An 18377-nucleotide genomic window follows, 5' to 3' on the forward strand; every position below is an offset into this window, starting at 1 on the left:
GTCGGGTGTGTGGTCTTTTCAGCTTCCCGGCTCGTCCTGACGCGGGGCGGGGACGGGTTGGCCGGAGGCCGGGCGGGACTTCTCCTCCTCAAACGGAATCAGCGCGTCGCTCTCGGGAGAGGAGAAGCGGTTGCGTTTCCGGTCGCGATAAAATAAAATTATAAACACCGCAGCCAGAATCAGACTTAGTAAGAGGGTGAGGAAAAGCACCTCCATGATTAAAAATGCTAATTAGCAAAAGTAATGAATAAAATGGAGGGGACAAGGAAAAAGACCGCGAAATTTACACAGGTCTAATTGCAACGGATTCGCTCGAGTCCCGATTTTATGCGGGTTTTAACGATACCAAGTCTCAATAAGTCAAAAATCTCTGAAGGTGTTTTCGATAAGCTTTTCTAATTAAAATTCCAAGCGAGGCTAATTTATTGGCTTTTCAAGGGGGAGCCAGGCGAGCACGCGCTGGATCCACTGGTCCCAGAAGGCCCAGTTGTGCTCACCGGGGCCTTCCTCGTAGGTCACGGGCAGGCCGATTTCGTCGGCGTGGCGGAGGAAGCGCTGGTTGCCCTCGTAGAGAAAGTCCTCCGTCCCGCAGCAGGCATAGAGCGCGGGCAGGTCGGCCTTGCTTTCGCAGACCTGCCGGGCAAGGGCGAAAAGGTCGGCCCCGGTCCCGGCGATGGCGTCGGGGGCGGGGAAGTACGGAGCCAGCGCGGCGTAGGCGTTGGGCTGTTCGGTCTTGCGGGTGGTGACGAGGTCAGCCAGGTCGAGAGCGCCGGAGAGGCTGGCGGCAGCGGCGAAGTTCTGCGGGTTGCGCAGGGCATGGAGCCAGGCGCCGTAGCCGCCCATGGAGAGTCCGGCGATGAAGTTGTCCTCGCGCCGGTCCGAGAGCGGGAAAAAGTCGCGGCACAGCCGGGGCAGCTCCTCGGAGATGTACTCGAAGTACCGCGGCCCGCCGAGGGTGTCCTGATACCAGCTCAGGTGAACATTGGGCATGACCACGGCGAGGCCGAGTTCGGAGGCGTAGCGCTCGATGGAGGTGCGGCGCATCCAGATCGTGTGGTCGTCGGTGCGCCCGTGCAGCAGCCACAGGGTCGGGTGCCTGCCGTCGCCACTGCGGCCCTGCATGCCGACCTGGGCGGCGGTGCGTTGGGGCAGAAGGACATTGACGGCGCAGGACATTTCGAGCGCTTCGGAGAAAAGGTTACACTGGATAAAGGCCATTGGTCCCGGTAGTTGAGCGGAGCGGTGGCGCTCAGGCAAAACGAAAAAAGCCCTTCCGTCAGGAAGGGCTGGATAAAACCGTAAACTCGGCGCGACGTTTATTCGTCGGGCTTGGTCTTCTTGAGGCCGAGGACGCGGTCGCCTTCTTTCCACTCGCCGCGCTCGCGCAGGAGGTCAACGCGCTCGAAGCGCTTGAGCACGGAGCGTTTTTTGCGGGCGGCTGCGGAGCCTTTCATAAAGCTGGGATGCTGGGACATGACTGGTCTTTCGTTGAAAAAGAGAGGGAAGAAAACACTTCCTGACCGAAAGGCAACCGAAAAATGCCGGTGCCGGGCCGTCTTTGTGTCCGCCACCCGATCAACACAGGTAACGTAGGTGCGAGAATCCGTCCCTGATGGGTGTTTGTCAATCCGTCTTTGCGTTGTCGGGGTGGGCGACAGGCGCCATTGCTCCTGCTGCCGCGTTGCGGAGTCATCGGTGGTGGGGCATCGCAGGTCCAGGACCGCTTCTGACCCTGTTTCCACCTCCATGTTTTATGGCCGGGCTTGCCACTGGGCGGGTCGGGGTGTCAGCTTGCGCTCAATGATCCGTTGCCTGTCGCGAGTCCGCCTCTGTTTTTGTTTTACCGCCCTCCTGGGGGTGACTGTCCTGTCGCTGGTGGGCGAGGAGCATACGCTCACGGTGACGGTCCCGGCAGCGAATACGCAGGCAACGGCGACGGCCACGGTCGCCCGGCTGAATTACACGCCCGGAAAGACGCACGAACTGACGGACCGCCCGCTGGAGGATTCACTTGCGGCGCGGCAGGTTCTGGCCGCGTTCGCAGCGCTGGAGACCGACCTGGGCGGGCAGGTCGGGCTTTACTGCCGGGATACCGGCAGCGGGCGTGAGCTGACCTGGCGCGGTGACCAGCGCTTTCCTATGAACAGCACGTTCAAAGCCGTGCTGGCTGCCGCCGTGCTCGCGGAGTACGGCAGGGACGGGCAGATGGAGGAAGTGATTCCCTACGGAGCGGGGGATCTGGTGACGTATTCCCCGGTGACGCAAGAGCACGCGGGGGCGGGCATGACACGGGCCGGGCTCTGCCAGGCGGCGCTCCAGCACAGCGACAATACGGCGGCCAACCTCCTCATGCGCGACCTGGGCGGCCCGGCGGCTGTCACCGCCTATGCGCAGGGGCTGGGGGACGAAACCTTCCGGCTCGACCGCTGGGAGACCGACCTCAACGACAACGCCCCCGGTGATCCGCGCGACACGACCACGCCCCAGGCCATGGGCCGGACGCTGGAAAAACTGCTGCTGGGCGAGGCGCTTTCGGTCCAACAGCGGGAGCAACTGGTGAGCTGGATGGTGGGCAACCTGACCGGCGACGCCCGCATTCGGGCGGGGGTGCCTGCCGACTGGACCGTGGCCGACAAGACCGGCTCCGGTGACTACGGGACGGCCAACGATATCGCCGTTATCTGGCCGCCGGAGGGCGCTCCGCTGGTGTTGGCGGTTTATACCAACAAGGCTGAGGCGGGAGCCAGCGGCAGTAGCGAAGCCGTGGCGGAGGCGACGCGGATCGCCCTGGCCTTTATGCGCTGAAAATGACTTTTGCCGCCGGTTTCTGTCAACTGCCGGTGACTTCCCCGGCCCAACGCAGGTACTCGGGGGCAACGACGGGCAGCGGCATGGCTACCCACTGGAAGACCTGGTAGGGGTGGTTGCGGCGGAGGTACTCGGTGATGTCGTTTCCACGCTCCGGCGGGAACTTCACCGTGAGCCGGAACTCCGGTTGGACCTCGTCCTTGCCCTGCCAGTGGTAGTGCGACATGATTGGCCCCTCGACCTGGACGCAGGCGGCCATCTTGTTGCGGGTGAGCCCTTCGGCCAGGCGGCGGGCGTCAATGTCGTTGGAGACGGTGGTCCAGCCAATCATCAGTTGCTTCATGGGCAGGACGATAGACGGCCCCGCCGAGAAGTACACGCCCAAAACAGGGCGCGATGGCGTCTCAGGGTGGGCAGCGGCAGTGGCCCGGTCCCGGAGGCGAGATTTTGCTTGCGAAGGGCGGGAGAGAGGCTCATTTTGTACCGCTTTTCCCCAGTCAGGTACCAACAGGAGGATTAGTTTGAGAGACGAATACTTAATTGAGGCCCAGAAGGTCATCGACGACCCCAACATTCTCATCAATGTGGTGTCGCGCCGTGTGAAGCAACTCAAGTACGGGATGAAGCCGCTGGTCGAGTCCCTCGAAAAGCTCGAACCCGAAGACATCGCCCTGCGCGAAGTGATCGAGGGCAAGATCGACTTCGAGCTGTATCGCCCCGAAAGCGAGGCTTGAGGCGGGCCGCAGTGGCCTGTCGATTTGACGTGATCCTTCCCCCAGGGTGAGCCTTGGGCGAGAGGGGGCCTTTCGCATACCCGTTTGACCGAGCCATGGCAGCCAAAAAGAAAGATCAGGAGCGCTACCGCGAGATCCGCAACGCCAAGGCGGGGCGCAGCTACTTTATCGGTGAGCGCTTCGAGGCGGGCATCAAACTGACCGGCACCGAGATCAAGTCGATCCGGGGCGGCAAGGGTCAGCTCAACGACGCCTTTGTCCGCATCGACAAGGGCGACATCCCGACCCTCTACCACTCGCACATCCCCGAATACGAGTTCGGCAACCGCGAGAACCACAATCCGACTCGCCCGCGCGTCCTGCTCCTGCACAAAAAGGAGCTGCACCGGATCAAGCACGAGATGGAGGCCGGAGGGCAGGCCCTGATCCCGCTGCGCCTGTATTTCAAGGGCGGGCTGCTCAAGGTCGAGGTTGCCCTCTGCAAGGGTAAGAATCTCTTCGACAAGCGCGAGGACGTGAAAAAGAAGGACCAGATGCGCGAAGCCGAGCGAGCCATCAGCTTCCGGCAGGGCTAGCCCTGCACCCGTGATGCTTCGCATCACCGATGGCATTTCCTGTGGAAATACCATGAGAAATTTCCATTGTATCTATCTGGTCATTTTTTTCGTAAGACGATAGACCCTGTCGCATGAATGCCCACACCCATCTTTCTGGATTTCGTGAAAAACTTATTGAGCACCTTTTTATTGGCGAACTTTTGAAGTGCTCATGGAAAGAGCAAACAGGGGCCGTCGAAGTATCAAAGCCGGAAGTGGATCGAAGAGGTTACGATTTGATCGTGGAATCCGGCACAATCATTCGTCATGTTCAGCTAAAAACGACATACAAAGGAGGAAAGGCTGCCGTTCAAAAAGTGCATATTGCTCTGGCTGAAAAGCCGTCCGGATGTGTTGTTTGGATTTACTTTGATGAAGAGACGCTTGAGTTAGGCCCGTTTTTATTCTTTGGAGGTCCTGCGGGGTGCCCTCTCCCAACCCTGCAAGGGATGAAGATAGCGAAACATACCAAAGGTAACAAAGATGGTCTGAAGGCAGAACGACCTGAGATAAGAGAGGTCCCTAAGCGACAATTCAAAAGGTATGACTCCATCAGAGAAGTTTATGATTGTCTCATACGAAATGAAAATCCGCCATCCCGGCACCAGGTCAGGGATTAAGGATAGACTGATTGATTGGCAAACTCCCAGACTCCGAAACATTCGTGTTGCACATCGTCCTTTTTCAACCTGAAATCCCGCAAAACACGGGCAATGTCGGGCGCTTGTGCGCGATCACCAAAAGCCGCCTGCACCTGATTCATCCGCTCGGGTTCACCATCACGGACCGGCACCTCAAGCGCAGCGGCATGGACTATTGGCACTCGCTCGATGTGCACCACCACGCCGATTGGGCGGCCTTCCGCGCCAGCGAACACGCGCCGAAGCGGCTCTGGCTGTTTACGACCAAGGCCACGCGGCTGCACTGGGATGCGGAGTTCCGCGACGGCGACGGGCTGGTCTTCGGCAACGAGGGGCACGGCAGCCCGGAGTGGCTTCACGCGGACGTCGGTGAGGAGCAGCGCGTGACCATCCCGCAGTACGATCCGGCCCTGCGCTCGCTCAACCTGTCCACCTCGGTCGGCATCGCCGCCTACGAGGCCCTGCGCCAGACCGGCCTTCGGCCCTGAGCGGAGCGGGTGGTCTGCGCGGTGGTTAGTGGATAAACCTCGCCATTGGCGGGGAGGCGGTTTTTCTCGAAGGGGAGCGTGCGGGAGTTTTTTCCGGCGTGCCGGTTTGATAGAATTTTCCCATGCACACCAACGTCGGTTCCTATCCGTTTCATATCGCCTCGTACATGTGCGACTTTCAGGGGCGCGCGCCGTTGCCGCTGCTCGGTTCGCTGATCCTGCACGCGGCCAGCCGCCATGCGCACGAGCGGGGTTTCGGCTATGACCACATCTCGCGCGACAAGATCGCCTGGGTGCTTTCGCGGTTGGCGATCGAGTGGACGGACTACCCCGGTCGCGACGAGGCCCTGACCATCGAGACCTGGGTCGGGGAGGTGGCGCGTTTTTACACGCAGCGCTGCTTCCGCTTTGTCAACGCTGAGGGGCGTGCCATCGGGCATGCCCGCAGCGTCTGGGCCGCGCTCGACATGTGCAGTCGCCGCCCGGTCAATATCTCCGAATGGCGGCCCGACCTAGCCGCATACGCCTGCGGGGAAATCGAGTGCCCGGTCGCCCGGCCCGCGAGAATCCCCGCCGCCGAGGCGGGCGATGTGTCCCGCGAATACACGGTCGGCTACAGCGACATCGACATCAACGGCCACCTCAACAGCGTCAAATACATCGAGCACACACTGGATGTGTTCGACCTGGCGGTGTTCCGCGAGAATGTCATCCGGCGCTTCGAGATCACCTATCTGGCCGAAGGGCATTTCGGCGAAGCGCTGGCCCTTCGTCGTCAGCCTGTATCCGAAAACGAATACATCGTGGAAACCCTTCGCGGCGAGGAATCGCTCTGCCGCAGTCGGATTTCGTGGGAGCGTGTCCGGTAAGCCTGCCGGAGGTGGATGCTCACACGGAGGCACAGAGGCACAGAGGTTTTAGAGCAGTTTGAATAAAGCCGTAGCCACCACTGGAAGGCCGAATGGCTAAATGGTTAATTGTTGTTTCCTGCGTTTTGCATCCAACAATTAACAATTGGCCATTTAGCCATTCAATTATCGTGGCTACAGTATTTTTTGCAACGCCCTACGGGGGAATGTCTTGGTGAGCGGGGTGGGCTTTTTTGTGGCCGCAGGGTTGTGCGCAAAGGGCTGCTTGTTGTTGCTGATTTTACGACTTGGGGTCGAGGGCGTCGCGCAGGCCGTCGCCGAGGAAATTCAGGGAAAAGAGGGTGGCGGAAAAAAACAGGCTCGGGAAGATGAGCAGCCAGGGGTACTCCTCCATGCTCTCGGCTCCGGCGCGGATGAGGTCGCCCCAACTGGTTTGCGGGGGCTGCACGCCCAGTCCGAGGAAGCTGATGAACGCCTCCAGCAGCATGACGCCGGGCACGGTCAGGGTGGCATAGACGGTGATGACGCCGAGCAGGTTTGGCAGGAGGTGCTTGCGCATGATGCTGATGTGGTCCTGCCCGAGGCTGCGGGCGGCCTGAATGAATGCCTGCTCCTTGAGCCCGAGCACCTGCCCGCGTACGATCCGGGCCATGGTCAGCCACTCGACCGCACCGATGGCGACGAAGATCAGCCACAGGTGCCGCCCGAAGACGACCATCAGGATGATGACAAAGACCGTGAACGGCATGGAATAAATGATCTCGACGAAGCGCATCATGAGCCGGTCGGTGCGGCCCCCGGCGTAGCCGGAGACGATCCCGTAGCTCACGCCGATGACGAGCGCCACCGTGGTGGCGACGGCCCCGACCAGCAGCGAGACCCGCCCGCCGCTGAGGATGCGGGCCAGCAGGTCGCGGCCCAGCGTGTCCGTGCCCAGCCAGTGCTCCGCGCCCGGTCCGCTGGCTCCGAGGGCGAGGTTTTGCGTGTCGGGAGCGTGCGGCAGCAGCCACGGGCCGATGATACAGGCCAGCGTGACCAGTACCGTGAAGGCGAGCCCGGCCATGGCCATGCGGTTGGCGCGCAGGCGTTCCCAGGCGTCCTGCCCGAGCGAGCGGCCCGAGACGGGGGCGGCTTTTTCTCCGAAGGGCTTCACGCGAGTTTCCTCCGGGGGTTGAGCCAGACCAGCAGGATGTCCGAGATGAGATTGAAGAGAATAATCAACGCGGCGTAAAAGAGCACGCAACCGAGCACCATGAAGTAGTCGTTGTCGAGCGCGGCCTGCACGAAGAAACGGCCCAGGCCGGGGATGTTGAAAATCGTTTCGACGACAAAGGAGCCGCTGATCAGACCCGCCAGTGCCGGCCCCAGGTAGGAGACGACGGGGGAGAGGCCGTTGCGCAGGCCGTGCAGCAGGTACACGCGGGCCTCGGAGAGGCCCTTGGCGCGGGCGGTGCGCATGTAGTCCTCGCCACGGATTTCGAGCATGCTGGAGCGGGTTAGCCGTGCGATGTAGGCGGCGTAGAATAGCCCCAGCGTCAGCGCCGGGAGGATGCGGTCCTGCGGCAGATTCCAGCCCATGACGTTGACCAGGTGCAGTTTTAGGCCGAAGACGAGGATGAGCATCGGCCCGAGCACAAAGGTAGGCAGGCAAATGCCGAGCATGGCCAGGCTCATCGGGAGGGTGTCGGTGGCGGTGCGGGGTCGCCAGGCTGCCAGCACGCCGGAGCCGATCCCGAGCACCAGCGCGATACCCATTGCGAGTGCCCCCAGTTCGAAGGAGACGGGCAGCTTGCGGGCTATAATTTCGTTCACCGTCCAGCCCTGATATTTAAAGGTCGTGCCGAGGTCGCCGCGCAGGAGGTTGCCGAGGTAGCGGGCGTACTGGACGGGCAGGGGCTTGTCCAGGCCGTAGTAGGATTCAAGCTGCTGGCGGGTGACTTCGGGGAGTTCTTTCTCGCCGTCAAAGGGGCCGCCCGGCACCAGCCGCACCATGAAGAACGTGGCCGTCACGATGAGGAAAAGCACGAGGAGGGCCTCGATAAAACGCCTGAGGACGAAGGTCAGCATCTAGGCGTGGAGGAGTTTGAGAGTTTGAAAGTTTGAAAGTTTGAAAGTGTTCATTGGGGGGAAAGGGAGGGGTCGAGCCAGACGTATTTGAAGGGATGCAGGTCGAGCAGGTTTGGGTACCAGCCCTGGACTTCGGGGCGCTTGAGGTAGATACGGTTGTAGAAATAAAGCGGCAGGAAAGGCATCTCGCGCATGAAGACGGCTTCGGCCTCACGGAGAACCTCCAACCGCTCGGTGGCGTCGGCGGTCATCTCGGACCGCTTGATGAGCGCGTCAAACTCCGGGCTGGACCAGCCGGAGTGGTTGAGCCCGGAGTCGCTGGTCCACATGGTCAGAAAGGTGCTGGCGTCGAAAAAGTCCCCGAACCAGCCGGCGCGGGCCATGTCGTAGTCGCCCTTTTTGCGCCGGTCGAGATAGACGGGCCAGGACTGGTTGACCAGCTCGACTTCGACGCCGAGGTTTTTCTGCCACATCTTTTGCAGGGCCTCGGCGATGGGGCGGTGCAGCTCGGAGGTGTTGTAAAGCAACTCCACGGCGGGGAAGCCCTTACCGTCCGGGTAACCGGCCTCGGCCAGCAGGGCGCGGGCGCGCTCCACGTCGTAGCGGATCGGGCTGGGGGGCGAGTGGTACGGTTCCATGTTCGGCGGGACGATGCCCAGGGCGATGGTCTCCTGACCGCGGGTGACGGTATCGACGAGCGCCTGCCGGTCGATGGCGTCGTTAAAGGCTTCGCGCACGCGGGCGTCGTCGAAGGGCGGGCGGGCGGTGTTGAGCAGATAATAATAGGTGCCCAGCCAAGGGTCCATGTGCAGGTCGGGCGAGCCGCTGAGCCGGTAGGCGTCGCGCTTGCTCAGCGGGACCGAGTCGGTCACATGGATCTGGCCCGAGCGGAAGGCCCGCTCCTCGGTGTTCTGGTTGGTGATGGGCAGGAAGGCGATGCCGTTGAGCCGCACCGTGTCCGCGTCCCAGTAGTGCGGGTTGCGCTCGACGAGGATGCGCTCGTTCAGGTTCCAGTCCACGAGCTGGAAGGGGCCGTTGGAAACGAGGTTGCCGGGCTTGGTCCAGCGGGTGTGCCGGTCGGTCATTTTGCCGAACTTCAGGATAGTGGCCGGGTGGACGGGGAAGTAGGCGTTGTGGCTGACAATGATCGGCAGGTGCGGGGTCGGCCCCTCGGTCTCAAGCTGCAGCGTGTGCGCGTCCAGCGCCTTGACCCCGACCTGGGAAAAATCCGTGATCTCTCCGGCGTTGAAGGCGCGGGCGTTTTTGAGGGGAAAGAGCAGCATGGCGTACTCGGCGGCGAAGGCCGGGCTGAGGATGCGCTCGTAGGAAAAGACAAAGTCCTCGGCGGTGACAGGGTCGCCGTTGGACCAGCGGGCCTCGGGGCGGAGCTTGAAGGTGTAGGTGGTGTGGTCGGTGTTATGCGTCCAGCTCTCGGCCACGCCGGGCTCGGGGGCGGAGGTGCGCGGGTTGGGCGTGGTCAGCCCCTCGAAGAGCGCGGTCTGGATGATGAACTCCGGCAGCCCGGTGGTAATCTGGGGGTCGAGGTCCTTGGGGTCGGCCCCGTTGCCGAGCAGGAGGATGCCTTCGGCGTTCGCCTTCTCGACCGGGGTGCGGGGACGCCCGCAGCCACCGAGCAGCATGAGAATAACCAGGATGGGAACGAGAAAGCGCATCAATGGCCGGAGATCAAAACGTGCAAGAGCGCCGGGGTCAATGCGCGTGCCGTCTTAAATCCAGGGTAAAGCGCATTTCCGGAAAGGTACGGGCGGGGGAGACGGCGGCGGTCTCATTAGTCACGGGGACCTTGCGCCAGCGCTCGGCGGAGCGGGCGCGGGCCTCGTCGAGGTCGCTGGGGCGTCCGTCGTAAATGGGGGCATGTGGGTTCCAGTAGTAGTACCAGGCGGAGGCTTTGACCCGGCGGGATTTTTTCTCGATCCACTGGAAAAGCAGCGGGGCCTGGATCGGCACATGCGGGTGCAGCGCGGGCCAGCCGCTGGCGCACTTGTAGCGCAGGCCGCAGACGGGTTTGCCCCCGACGCTCTGCCAGGGGATTTCCACCCCGTTACACAGCAGGGTATGGGTCTGGAGCGGGGCCTTGGCGCTGAGAGAAAGCTCCAGCCGGTCGGTCGAATTGTCCACCATGCGCACGGTGGGGCCGCCAAGATTTTCCTCGGCCATGAGGGGCCAGGCTTCGAGCGCCTGGCGCACGGTCAGAGTTTCGCCGCCGGGCAGGTCCAGTTCGCCGCGCAGCGGGAAGCGGAACTCGGCCAGCGGGCGTAGCCACTCGCGCTTGAAATCAAAGCCGTGCGCCTTGAGGTCGCGGCAGATTTTACCTAAATCATCCCAGATGACGGCGGGCAGGAAGTACTTGTCGTGCAGTTCGGGGCCAAAGCGCCGCATCGGCTCGGTGAAGGGCTCCGCCGCCAGCCGGGCAATGACCGTGCGGATAAAAAGCCCGGCCAGACCGAGCATTTCCGCCGTTGGGAAGACCTCGAAGGCGCGCAGTTCAATGATGCCAGTCTTGCCATTGGGGGCGGCATAGTTGTGGAACTTGTCCACGCAGATTTCGGCGCGGTGGGTGTTGCCGCTGGAGTCGGTCAGGAGGTTGCGCAGCAGGCGGTCGATCTGCTCCGGGTCGGGTCGGGAATTTTCCAGTGCCTCGCAGGCCAGCTCCAGCTCGTAGGCGGCGTGGGTGCCGCTCTCGTCGATGCGCGGGGCCTGGCAGCCGGTGCCGACGTACTGGCCGGTAAAGAAGTAGCCCAGCGCGGGGTGGTGCTGCCAGTAGCGCAGGATGGAGGCCAGCAGCGCCGGGTCGCGGTGGAAGGGGTTGCGGGCCTCGTCGGGGCCGCCGAAGCACAGGTGCGAGCCGCCGCCAGTGGCCTGGACGGAGCCGTTGAGGTGGAGTTTGATCGCCCGCAGACCGGTAGATTCGGCGGTGGCGTACATTTGGTCGAGGCAGCGCCGGTAGGTGACCCAGTCGGGGCAGGGCGGGAGGTTGGCTTCCAGCACGCCGGGGTCGGCCGCGAGCGAGAACTTCTCCACCGTGGGGCCACAGTCAAAGGGAGCGTAACCGCAGAAGACCATTTCCCGCAGGTCGTGCTTCCGGGCCAGGGTGAAGATGAAGGCGACCAGTTCGCGGAAATGTGTCCACTCCAGCGGCGGGATGAAGACCTCCAGCGCGCCGTGGCGGACTTCGACGGTGAGCGCGCGCTTGAGTCGGTCGTCGTCCAACTGGTAAAGGGGCAGGCGCAGGCCGGCGGGGCTGTCGCCGGGGAACAGGCGCAGGGGCTGGCGGGCAGAGAAGGGCCACGGGTCGGAAATCCACTTGCCTTCCGCGTAATCGAGCGGGAGCACCCAGGCGGCGGTTTTGCGCTCGCCCTGCTCGACCGCGGGGAAGTCGCAGCCATCGAGGTCGAGATCAGCGGTCAGGCTTTTAATGAGTTTGCGGGCGCAGTCGGGGTCGTTGTGGCCGGGCTTGTCGTCGAGCATGAGACGCTCGGGCTCGGGCCAGAGCGCGGCCCCGGTGCTGGGGTGGAGGGTGAGCATGTTCCAGCGTGGGAGCGGCTCACCGGGGTAGTGCTTGCCAAAGACCTGCATGGCGAGCCCGCCGGGGTAGGCGATCTTCAGCAACTCGCGGGTGAAGCGCCGGGCGTAGCCGAGTTTCTCCTCGCCCATGGCGGCGTTGTTCCACTCGGGGGCGTCGGGCCGGAGCGGGACAAAGGTTGGCTCGCCGCCCATCGTCAGGTGGATGTCGCGTTTGGCGAAAAAGGCTTCGACGGTGGCGGCGAGGGATTCCGGCGTGGATTTCATGGCAGTTCGCGGATGTTGAGTTCGACCTCCATGTGCGAGCTGACGGGCTCGTCATGGTAGTAGCGGCCCTGGACGGGGTTGACCCACGCCGGGTCGCTGGAGACGGCGGTGGGGATGAAAAAGTGGTTGGTGAGGATGCCGTTGGTCGGGTCGAAGCCCTTCCAGCCCGCGCCGGGGAGGTACACCTCCACCCAGGCGTGCATGGAGCCGTGGGCGCGGTTAAAGCTGTGCTCTCCGCCCTGGGCGGGCGGATCGTAGAGGTAGCCGCTGACGAAGCGCGCGGCCAGCCCGAGCTGGCGGCAGAGCGCTATCATGAGCACGGCCATGTCGCGGCAGGAGCCGGAGCGTTTTTCCAGCGTTTCGTCGGGGGTCTGGATGCCCATCTCGTCTCGCCGCTGATAGGTGATGTCGTTAAAGATGGCGGCGTTGATCTCGGAGAGGAAGGAGACGATGTTGTCGGAGCGCAGGGGGTTTTTGACCGCGTGATAGAACCAGTCCAGCACGCGGTTCGCGCCGGGGCTGACGCCTTCGCTCAGGTACGCGCCGAGGGCTTTTTCCTCGTGCGGGTGGTAGCGCATCGGGTAGGCCATGGCATGCGGATCGAGGATGAAATCGAAAGGGTTCTCCACTCGCAGACGCACCTGGATCAGCGCCGTGAACTCCAGCCGCTCGGAGATGCTGATCCCGAAGTCCGTCCGCAGCACGACGTTTTCAAAGCAGTCCCGCACCCAGCGGGTGGTGGATGCCGGGTAGGTTTCCAGCGAAAAATCCTGCGCGCGCACGACCTGGTTCTCCCGCGGGTAAAGAAAGAGCTGGTGGGCGCTGAAGCTCACCGGCCGGTCGTAGCGGTAGCGGGTGGTGTGGGCGATTTCGACCTGGATCATGAGAAGGGGAAATGGTTAAATGGCTAATTGTTAATTGTTGGTCTTGAGAAGCAGGACAATGGATGTTTTCTGAACAATGAGTCGTTTAACCATTCTCTCGCCTCTCAGCCCTTGGCTTCGGCCAGTTTCTTCGGGCGTCGCCGCTTCAGGGTGACAATGACCTGGAGCCGCTGGTCCTGCGCGCCCTTGTAAGCGCCGCGCATGGGGGCCACGTCGTTGTAGTCGCGCCCGCAGGCCACGCGCACGTGGCGCAGACCGGCGGCCTGATTGTTGGTCGGGTCCAGCCCGTACCAGTGTCCGCCGGGGAGGTAAACCTCGACCCAGGCGTGGCTGGCGGCGGCTCCGGTCATCTCCGCGCCGGGCTGGGTCGGGTCGTAGGGCTCGATGTAGCCGCTGACGTAGCGGGCCGGGATGCCCTGCATGCGCAGGATGGCCAGCATGAGATGCGCGAAGTCCTGGCAAACGCCCTGCCGGGTCTCCAGCACGGTGGGCAGCGGGGTGCCGATGTCGGTGCTGCCGGGCGAGTAGGCGAAGTTCTCGTAAATCCAGGTGTTGAGCCCGTGGACGGCCTCGCCGATGCTCTCGGCATCGCGGAAGTTCGGGCGGTCCACCTTGTCCTTGATTCGGTAAAAGGACACCAGCTCGGTGTTCTGGATAAAGTCGAAAATCCCGATGGGCTGGCTGGCCAGGATCTGGCGGGCGTCGCCGATAGGAGTCTCCAGCACGCGGGAAAGGTCCGGGCCCTCGCGGGTCTCGACTTCGCCCACGGCATTGACGGACAGTTCGTTGTGGCGGAAGGGGATGGAGAAATATTCGACCTTGTTGCCGAAGTAGTCCGTGTAGTGATCGACCGGCACGTTCGGGGTAATCTCCAGCTTGTGGCTGAGGATTTTCTGGGTCGGCCCGTTCTGGGGCCACACGCGCAGCTCGGCGTAAGACTCCGAGGCCGGAGTCTTGTAGCGGTAGCGGGTGGTGTGGGTGACTTTGAATCTCATTCGTCTTCGGCGGGCCAGCTGAGCGGCAGTTGGCGCTCGGGATAAAACTCGGTCTGGTGGCTGAAAAAAGTGTCTTCGAACTGCTCGTGTAGCAATTCCAGTTCCCGTGTGAGCGATTCGAGAATAAATTTCATCTCCGGGCGCGGGGCAGCGGTTTCTTCCGGGCTGCCGTGGTCCAGCTCGTTGACCGAGGAGGGCATGAGCCGGTTAAGCGGCAGGTTTTCGACCTTGGCAATAATCTTGTCCACCGATTCGTCGAGCGTGCGGGGGGCGTTGCCGGGGCCGGAGATGGAGAGCGTGCTGATGGCGTAACGCAGTTGGCGCAGGCAATGGCTGACGGAACTCGGGTTGCAGGCGTTTTGCAGCAACAGGTTGACCACACGCTCCAGGTAGGCGCGGGAGCGGAACTCGCGCCGGTAGGCGTCGAGGGAGGTGAGCAGGCGCAGCAGGGAGGTGAGGTCGGCCTCGTCGGCGTTGCCCTCCTCGCGATTGGACTGGACCCAGGCCAGGACTTCGCGCAGGACGGTCGCCGTGCCCTGTGCCCGCTCGACGAATGAGCCGATACGGAAAAACTGCCACGAGTCGTCGTGGAGCATGGTGCGGTCGGCGGTCCCGGCGAGCCGGGCCGCGTCGTCCACGATGCGCTGGCAAATCTCGCGCAGACGGGTGCGGGAGGGGTTGGGCTTTTGGGCGGCCTCTTGCAGGAACCAGTAAAATTCGCTCAAGACCTGCCAGACTTCCGGGCTGATAGAGTCGCGGATGTGCTGCGCACCGAGGTAGGCGGCGGTGGCGCTGGAAAGGATGGACGAGGGCTCGTCGGCCTTGAGCACGAGTGCCCGGGTCAGGGCGAGGGTATCCTTGGGGGGCGACTTGCGGCGCGACCACTGGCTCTGGCCGTTGGCGGCGGCCACGGCTTTCCACAGTGGCCAGTAGCTGCGCTGCGCGCCGCGCCCGAGCTGGTCCCAGCGGAGGGTTTCGAGGATGTTGATCTGGCGGGCGGTGTTCTGCATCCGCTCCAGGTAGCGGCCCGTCCAGTAAAGGCCCTCGGCCAGGCGGGAGCTGATGGAGTACTCGTCGGGATTGAGCGTGACCGTGCCGGGAGTGGACGCGTACTCGAAGGGCTGGGCCGGAACCCAGGTGTCCTTCATGCCCTCGGACATGATGGTGAGCGGGTTGTCGCGGTGGAGGCCCCAGCTCTGGCGGGTCAGCCCGCCGGGCAGGACGGCTGGTCTTTCGCCGAGCTGGAAAAACACCCGCAGGTACACGCTGTGCGACTTGAAGCCCTCGTTTTCGTAACAGGGAAGCTGCGAGGGATGCAGGTAGGGCTGGGCGACGAAGAGGTGCGGCCAGCGGCGGGCCAGGCGCAACAGGTGGTTACGTTTTTCAGGAAGCTTTCTCCCTCCCAGATAACGGTATAGGGTATAGCTGTCCTGAATCGGCTTGAGGACCATTTCGTCCTTGTTCGAGACGATGTAGTCGAACTGGTCCCGGTCGGCGCAGTTGTAGGTGGGGACGGATTCGAGGATGGCGTGCTCTTGCAGGTAAAAGCCGATCAGTTGCCGCGAATACCGCAGCAGGGCGCGGTTGTCGGCCACGCCGCAACCCAGGGCGTTGACGAAGCGCACGGTGCCGTTGCGCACGCAGTTGACGATCCCCGGGATGCCCGGCAGGCCGCTTTCGGCGAAGGCGATGGGGTCGATGGCGGCGCTGGCCAGCCGCCGGTAAATCACGTCCACCTGCTCCAGCCCGCGAATGGTCTTCAGGAAAACCCGGCCCTCGCGGATAAGCAGGTCCGCCGGGCGCACCATGGCGATCCCGAGTTGGCGGGCCAGGAAGCTCTCGTCAAAGTACGCCTGGTTGGTTTCGCCGCGGGTGAGCAGGACGATGTGCGGGTTGGACTGGCCGGAGGCGGCACGGAGGTTTTCGGAAAACTGCGTGATGAACGGCGCGACCGGGCTGATGTCCATCGACTGGAACAACTCTGGAAAGGCCTGCGCGAGCATGCGCCGATTCTGCATGACGAAGGACAGTCCGAAAGCTGTCGCCATATGGTTCTCCAGCACGCGCCAGTAGCCGTCCTCGCCTCGGACGAGGTCGAAGGCCCCGATATGGCAATACTGCCCGCCGGGTACATCGACCGTGGTCAGCGGGCGCTGAAAGGCCGGGTCGCCCAGCGCGATGCCGTACGGGAGGATGCGCTGGCGCAGGATTTCCTGCCCGTTGTGCATGTCCCGGATAAACGCGTTGAAGGCGCGGGCGCGTTGGAGGATGCCCTCGCGCAGCAGTTCCCACTCGTCGCGGGGGATGATCCGCGGGAGCACATCTAGCCTCCAGTCGGCTTCGCGGGGCTTGCCCTCCTCGACCACACCGAAGTGGATGCCCACGTCGCGAGCCGAACGCTCCAGCCGCTCCTGGCGCTCACGCACATCGGCGGGGCTGAGGGACTCGAAGACCTCCATCACGGGCGCGTAGTGCGAAGCCTCGCCATGCGCGGGATGGGTGAGTTCATCGCGTGTGCTGTTGGCGGCCTTGAAGTGTGCGTACTTGCGTTGCTTGCGGGCGGCGGTCATACGTCCGGACAGGAGAATGAGCGCTCTATTCTCCGCTGCCGGGTGGCTTATTCAACCAAGAACTCTACTTTTTTCAGCGTCTCTAGAATCGCGGGACGGCGGCGAGGAGTTTTTTCGTGTAGTCGGACTGCGGGTTGGCGTAAATCTCGTCCGCCGGGGCCTGTTCGACGATTTTGCCGCCGGTCATGACGAGCACGTCGTCGCTGATGTGCTCAACCACGGCCAGGTCGTGCGCGATGAAAAGGTAGGTTAACCCCAGCTCTTCCTGAAGGTCCTGGAGCAGGTTGATGATCTGGGCCTGGATAGACACGTCGAGCGCGCTGACCGGCTCGTCGCAGATGATGAACTCCGGCTCCACGGCGAGGGCACGGGCGATGCCGATGCGCTGGCGCTGCCCGCCGGAAAACTCGTGCGGGTAGCGGTCCATCTGCTCGGCGGTCAGCCCGACGCGCTCCAGCAGTTGGGCCACACGGGCGCGGCGGTCGTTCTTCGTCATGCGCGGGAAGTGGATTTCCAGCGGCTCGGCCACGATCTGGAAAATCGTCATGCGCGGGTTGAGCGAGTTAAACGGGTCTTGAAAGACCATCTGCATGCGCTTGCGCACGGGAAAAAACTCGCTCTCGGACAGCCCGGTCAACTCGGTCCCGTCAAAGCGGATCGATCCCGCCGTGACCGGCGCAAGCCGGATGAGCGAGCGCCCGATAGTGGTCTTGCCGCTGCCGGATTCGCCGACCAGCCCGGTGGTCTTGCCCCGGCGGCAGGTGAACGACACCCCGTCCACCGCCCGCACATGGTCGGTTACGCGGCGCATCAACCCGCTGTACACCGGGTAGTGGACTTTGAGGTCGGTCACTTCTAACAAAGGAGCTGTCACGGGGGGAAGTTTGAGAGTTTGAAGGTTTGAGAGTTAGGTGGGGAGCGTCTGCGTTGAGTATGAATGAGCTTCGTGCTCTTCGTGTCTTCTTCGTGTCCTTCGTGACCCATTTAAAAAAACTAACTCCCCAGTGTGGCGTAGTCGATGGTGGTGAGGCGCTTCTCGTGGGCACCGAGGCGGGGGATGCAGGCGATGAGGGCCTTGGTGTAGGGGTGTTGCGGATTGCGCAAAACCTCTTCGGTCGGCCCGGCCTCGACAATCTCGCCCCGGAACATGACCACGACCCGGTCGGCGAAGCCGGAGACGATCCCGAAGTTGTGCGTGATGAGGATGATCGACATGGTGCGGCGCTGGCGCAGGTCGGCCAGCAGGTCCATGATCTGTTTCTGGATGGTCACGTCGAGCGCGGTGGTGGGCTCGTCGGCCACGAGGATGCGCGGCTCGCAGGCCAGCGCCATCGCGATCATGACGCGCTGCTGCATGCCGCCGGAAAGCTCGTGCGGGTAGGCGCGGTGGCGCTTCTCGGGATCGCGGATGCCGACCGAGCGCAGCGCTTCGATCACGCGCCCGGTCACGTCTTTCTCTTGCGGGAAGTGCAGCCGGATCGCCTCGGCGATCTGGTTGCCGATGGTAAAAACCGGGTTGAGCGAAGTCGAGGCGTCCTGAAAAATGTACGCGATGTCCCGGCCCCGGATGCCGCGCAGTTCGCGCGGGCTCATCGCCATCACGTCGCGGCCGTCGTAGAGGATTTTTCCCGACACCCGGCAGCCCGGCGGCGGCGGCAAGAGCCGGGTCAGCGAGAGCGCGGTGACGGATTTGCCACTGCCGGACTCCCCGACCACGGCCAGCGTCTCACCCTCCTGAAGCGCGAACCCGATCCCCTTGACCGCCTCCAGCGTGCGCTCGCGGTTGTGGAAGGAGATCTTCAGGTCTTCGATTTTCAGGAGGTCCATAAGGCTTTTTTTAAATTCGTAGATTTAGGGATTCGTAAATTCGTAGATTAAAATGGTGGAGGGATGAAAAGAGGAGCGGGGCAGAATT

At 63.0% G+C, this 18377-nt stretch carries 19 protein-coding genes; 6 read left to right on the top strand and 13 right to left on the bottom strand.

The window, feature by feature from the left end; translation table 11 throughout:
• Positions 1-18: 18 nt before the first annotated feature.
• The 3 genes from H5P28_RS11040 to H5P28_RS11050 all read right to left on the bottom strand — a co-directional run bounded on the left by H5P28_RS11040 (position 19) and on the right by H5P28_RS11050 (position 1475).
• Entirely contained in the window at positions 19-168 is a 150-nt protein-coding gene (locus H5P28_RS11040) for a hypothetical protein (RefSeq protein ID WP_185675760.1), read from the bottom strand.
• A 249-nt stretch (positions 169-417) separates the two neighbouring features.
• Complete coding sequence (locus tag H5P28_RS11045; protein ID WP_185675761.1) at positions 418-1218, bottom strand: alpha/beta hydrolase; 801 nt, start codon at positions 1216-1218, stop codon at positions 418-420.
• 98 nt (positions 1219-1316) lie between these two features.
• Complete coding sequence (locus tag H5P28_RS11050) at positions 1317-1475, bottom strand: small basic protein (RefSeq protein ID WP_185675762.1); 159 nt, start codon at positions 1473-1475, stop codon at positions 1317-1319.
• 391 nt (positions 1476-1866) lie between these two features.
• Here H5P28_RS11050 and bla point away from each other — a divergent pair, with 391 nt between their 5' ends.
• Entirely contained in the window at positions 1867-2805 is a 939-nt protein-coding gene (gene bla, locus H5P28_RS11055; protein WP_246456150.1) for a class A beta-lactamase, read from the top strand.
• Between the two features lie 25 nt (positions 2806-2830).
• Here bla and cutA read toward each other — a convergent pair whose 3' ends face one another.
• Positions 2831-3151, bottom strand: a complete 321-nt coding sequence (gene cutA / locus H5P28_RS11060; RefSeq protein WP_185675764.1) for a divalent-cation tolerance protein CutA — start codon at positions 3149-3151, stop codon at positions 2831-2833.
• 178 nt (positions 3152-3329) lie between these two features.
• On the opposite strand from cutA, the gene H5P28_RS11065 reads away from it, so the two are divergent.
• From H5P28_RS11065 to H5P28_RS11085, 5 genes are all read left to right on the top strand, one after another.
• Positions 3330-3542: a DNA-directed RNA polymerase subunit omega gene (locus H5P28_RS11065; RefSeq protein ID WP_185675765.1), complete on the top strand. Its 213-nt coding sequence runs from the start codon at positions 3330-3332 to the stop codon at positions 3540-3542.
• Between the two features lie 95 nt (positions 3543-3637).
• Positions 3638-4117, top strand: a complete 480-nt coding sequence (smpB, locus tag H5P28_RS11070; protein WP_185675766.1) for an SsrA-binding protein SmpB — start codon at positions 3638-3640, stop codon at positions 4115-4117.
• Between the two features lie 113 nt (positions 4118-4230).
• Positions 4231-4758: a PDDEXK-like family protein gene (locus tag H5P28_RS11075; RefSeq protein WP_185675767.1), complete on the top strand. Its 528-nt coding sequence runs from the start codon at positions 4231-4233 to the stop codon at positions 4756-4758.
• A gap of 44 nt (positions 4759-4802) precedes the next feature.
• On the top strand, positions 4803-5267 hold the full coding sequence (locus H5P28_RS11080; RefSeq protein ID WP_185675768.1) for a TrmH family RNA methyltransferase: 465 nt from the start codon (positions 4803-4805) through the stop codon (positions 5265-5267).
• A 122-nt stretch (positions 5268-5389) separates the two neighbouring features.
• Positions 5390-6136, top strand: a complete 747-nt coding sequence (locus tag H5P28_RS11085) for an acyl-[acyl-carrier-protein] thioesterase (RefSeq protein ID WP_185675769.1) — start codon at positions 5390-5392, stop codon at positions 6134-6136.
• A 280-nt stretch (positions 6137-6416) separates the two neighbouring features.
• On the opposite strand, the gene H5P28_RS11090 is transcribed toward H5P28_RS11085, so the two are convergent.
• The 9 genes from H5P28_RS11090 to H5P28_RS11130 all read right to left on the bottom strand — a co-directional run bounded on the left by H5P28_RS11090 (position 6417) and on the right by H5P28_RS11130 (position 18289).
• Positions 6417-7289: an ABC transporter permease gene (locus tag H5P28_RS11090; protein WP_343075476.1), complete on the bottom strand. Its 873-nt coding sequence runs from the start codon at positions 7287-7289 to the stop codon at positions 6417-6419.
• The gene (locus H5P28_RS11095; protein ID WP_185675770.1) at positions 7286-8203 is read right to left on the bottom strand and encodes an ABC transporter permease; all 918 of its coding nucleotides are present in this window, start codon (positions 8201-8203) and stop codon (positions 7286-7288) included. The genes H5P28_RS11090 and H5P28_RS11095 overlap by 4 nt, the downstream gene beginning before the upstream one ends.
• 50 nt (positions 8204-8253) lie before the next feature.
• Entirely contained in the window at positions 8254-9876 is a 1623-nt protein-coding gene (locus tag H5P28_RS11100; protein ID WP_185675771.1) for a peptide ABC transporter substrate-binding protein, read from the bottom strand.
• 37 nt (positions 9877-9913) lie between these two features.
• Positions 9914-12013 (bottom strand): transglutaminase family protein, encoded by a 2100-nt coding sequence (locus H5P28_RS11105; RefSeq protein WP_185675772.1) that lies wholly within the window; start codon positions 12011-12013, stop codon positions 9914-9916.
• A complete protein-coding gene (locus H5P28_RS11110; RefSeq protein ID WP_185675773.1) occupies positions 12010-12897 on the bottom strand; it encodes a transglutaminase family protein in 888 nt (295 codons plus the stop codon). Before H5P28_RS11110 ends, H5P28_RS11105 begins: the two co-directional genes overlap by 4 nt.
• 104 nt (positions 12898-13001) lie before the next feature.
• The gene (locus H5P28_RS11115; RefSeq protein WP_185675774.1) at positions 13002-13892 is read right to left on the bottom strand and encodes a transglutaminase family protein; all 891 of its coding nucleotides are present in this window, start codon (positions 13890-13892) and stop codon (positions 13002-13004) included.
• Positions 13889-16462 (bottom strand): circularly permuted type 2 ATP-grasp protein, encoded by a 2574-nt coding sequence (locus tag H5P28_RS11120; protein WP_185675775.1) that lies wholly within the window; start codon positions 16460-16462, stop codon positions 13889-13891. Before H5P28_RS11120 ends, H5P28_RS11115 begins: the two co-directional genes overlap by 4 nt.
• An 82-nt stretch (positions 16463-16544) precedes the next feature.
• Positions 16545-17273 (bottom strand): ATP-binding cassette domain-containing protein, encoded by a 729-nt coding sequence (locus tag H5P28_RS11125; protein ID WP_185675846.1) that lies wholly within the window; start codon positions 17271-17273, stop codon positions 16545-16547.
• Between the two features lie 182 nt (positions 17274-17455).
• The gene (locus H5P28_RS11130) at positions 17456-18289 is read right to left on the bottom strand and encodes an ABC transporter ATP-binding protein (RefSeq protein ID WP_185675776.1); all 834 of its coding nucleotides are present in this window, start codon (positions 18287-18289) and stop codon (positions 17456-17458) included.
• Positions 18290-18377: the final 88 nt, after the last annotated feature.

This window comes from Ruficoccus amylovorans (assembly GCF_014230085.1).
Lineage (GTDB): Bacteria > Verrucomicrobiota > Verrucomicrobiia > Opitutales > Cerasicoccaceae > Ruficoccus > Ruficoccus amylovorans.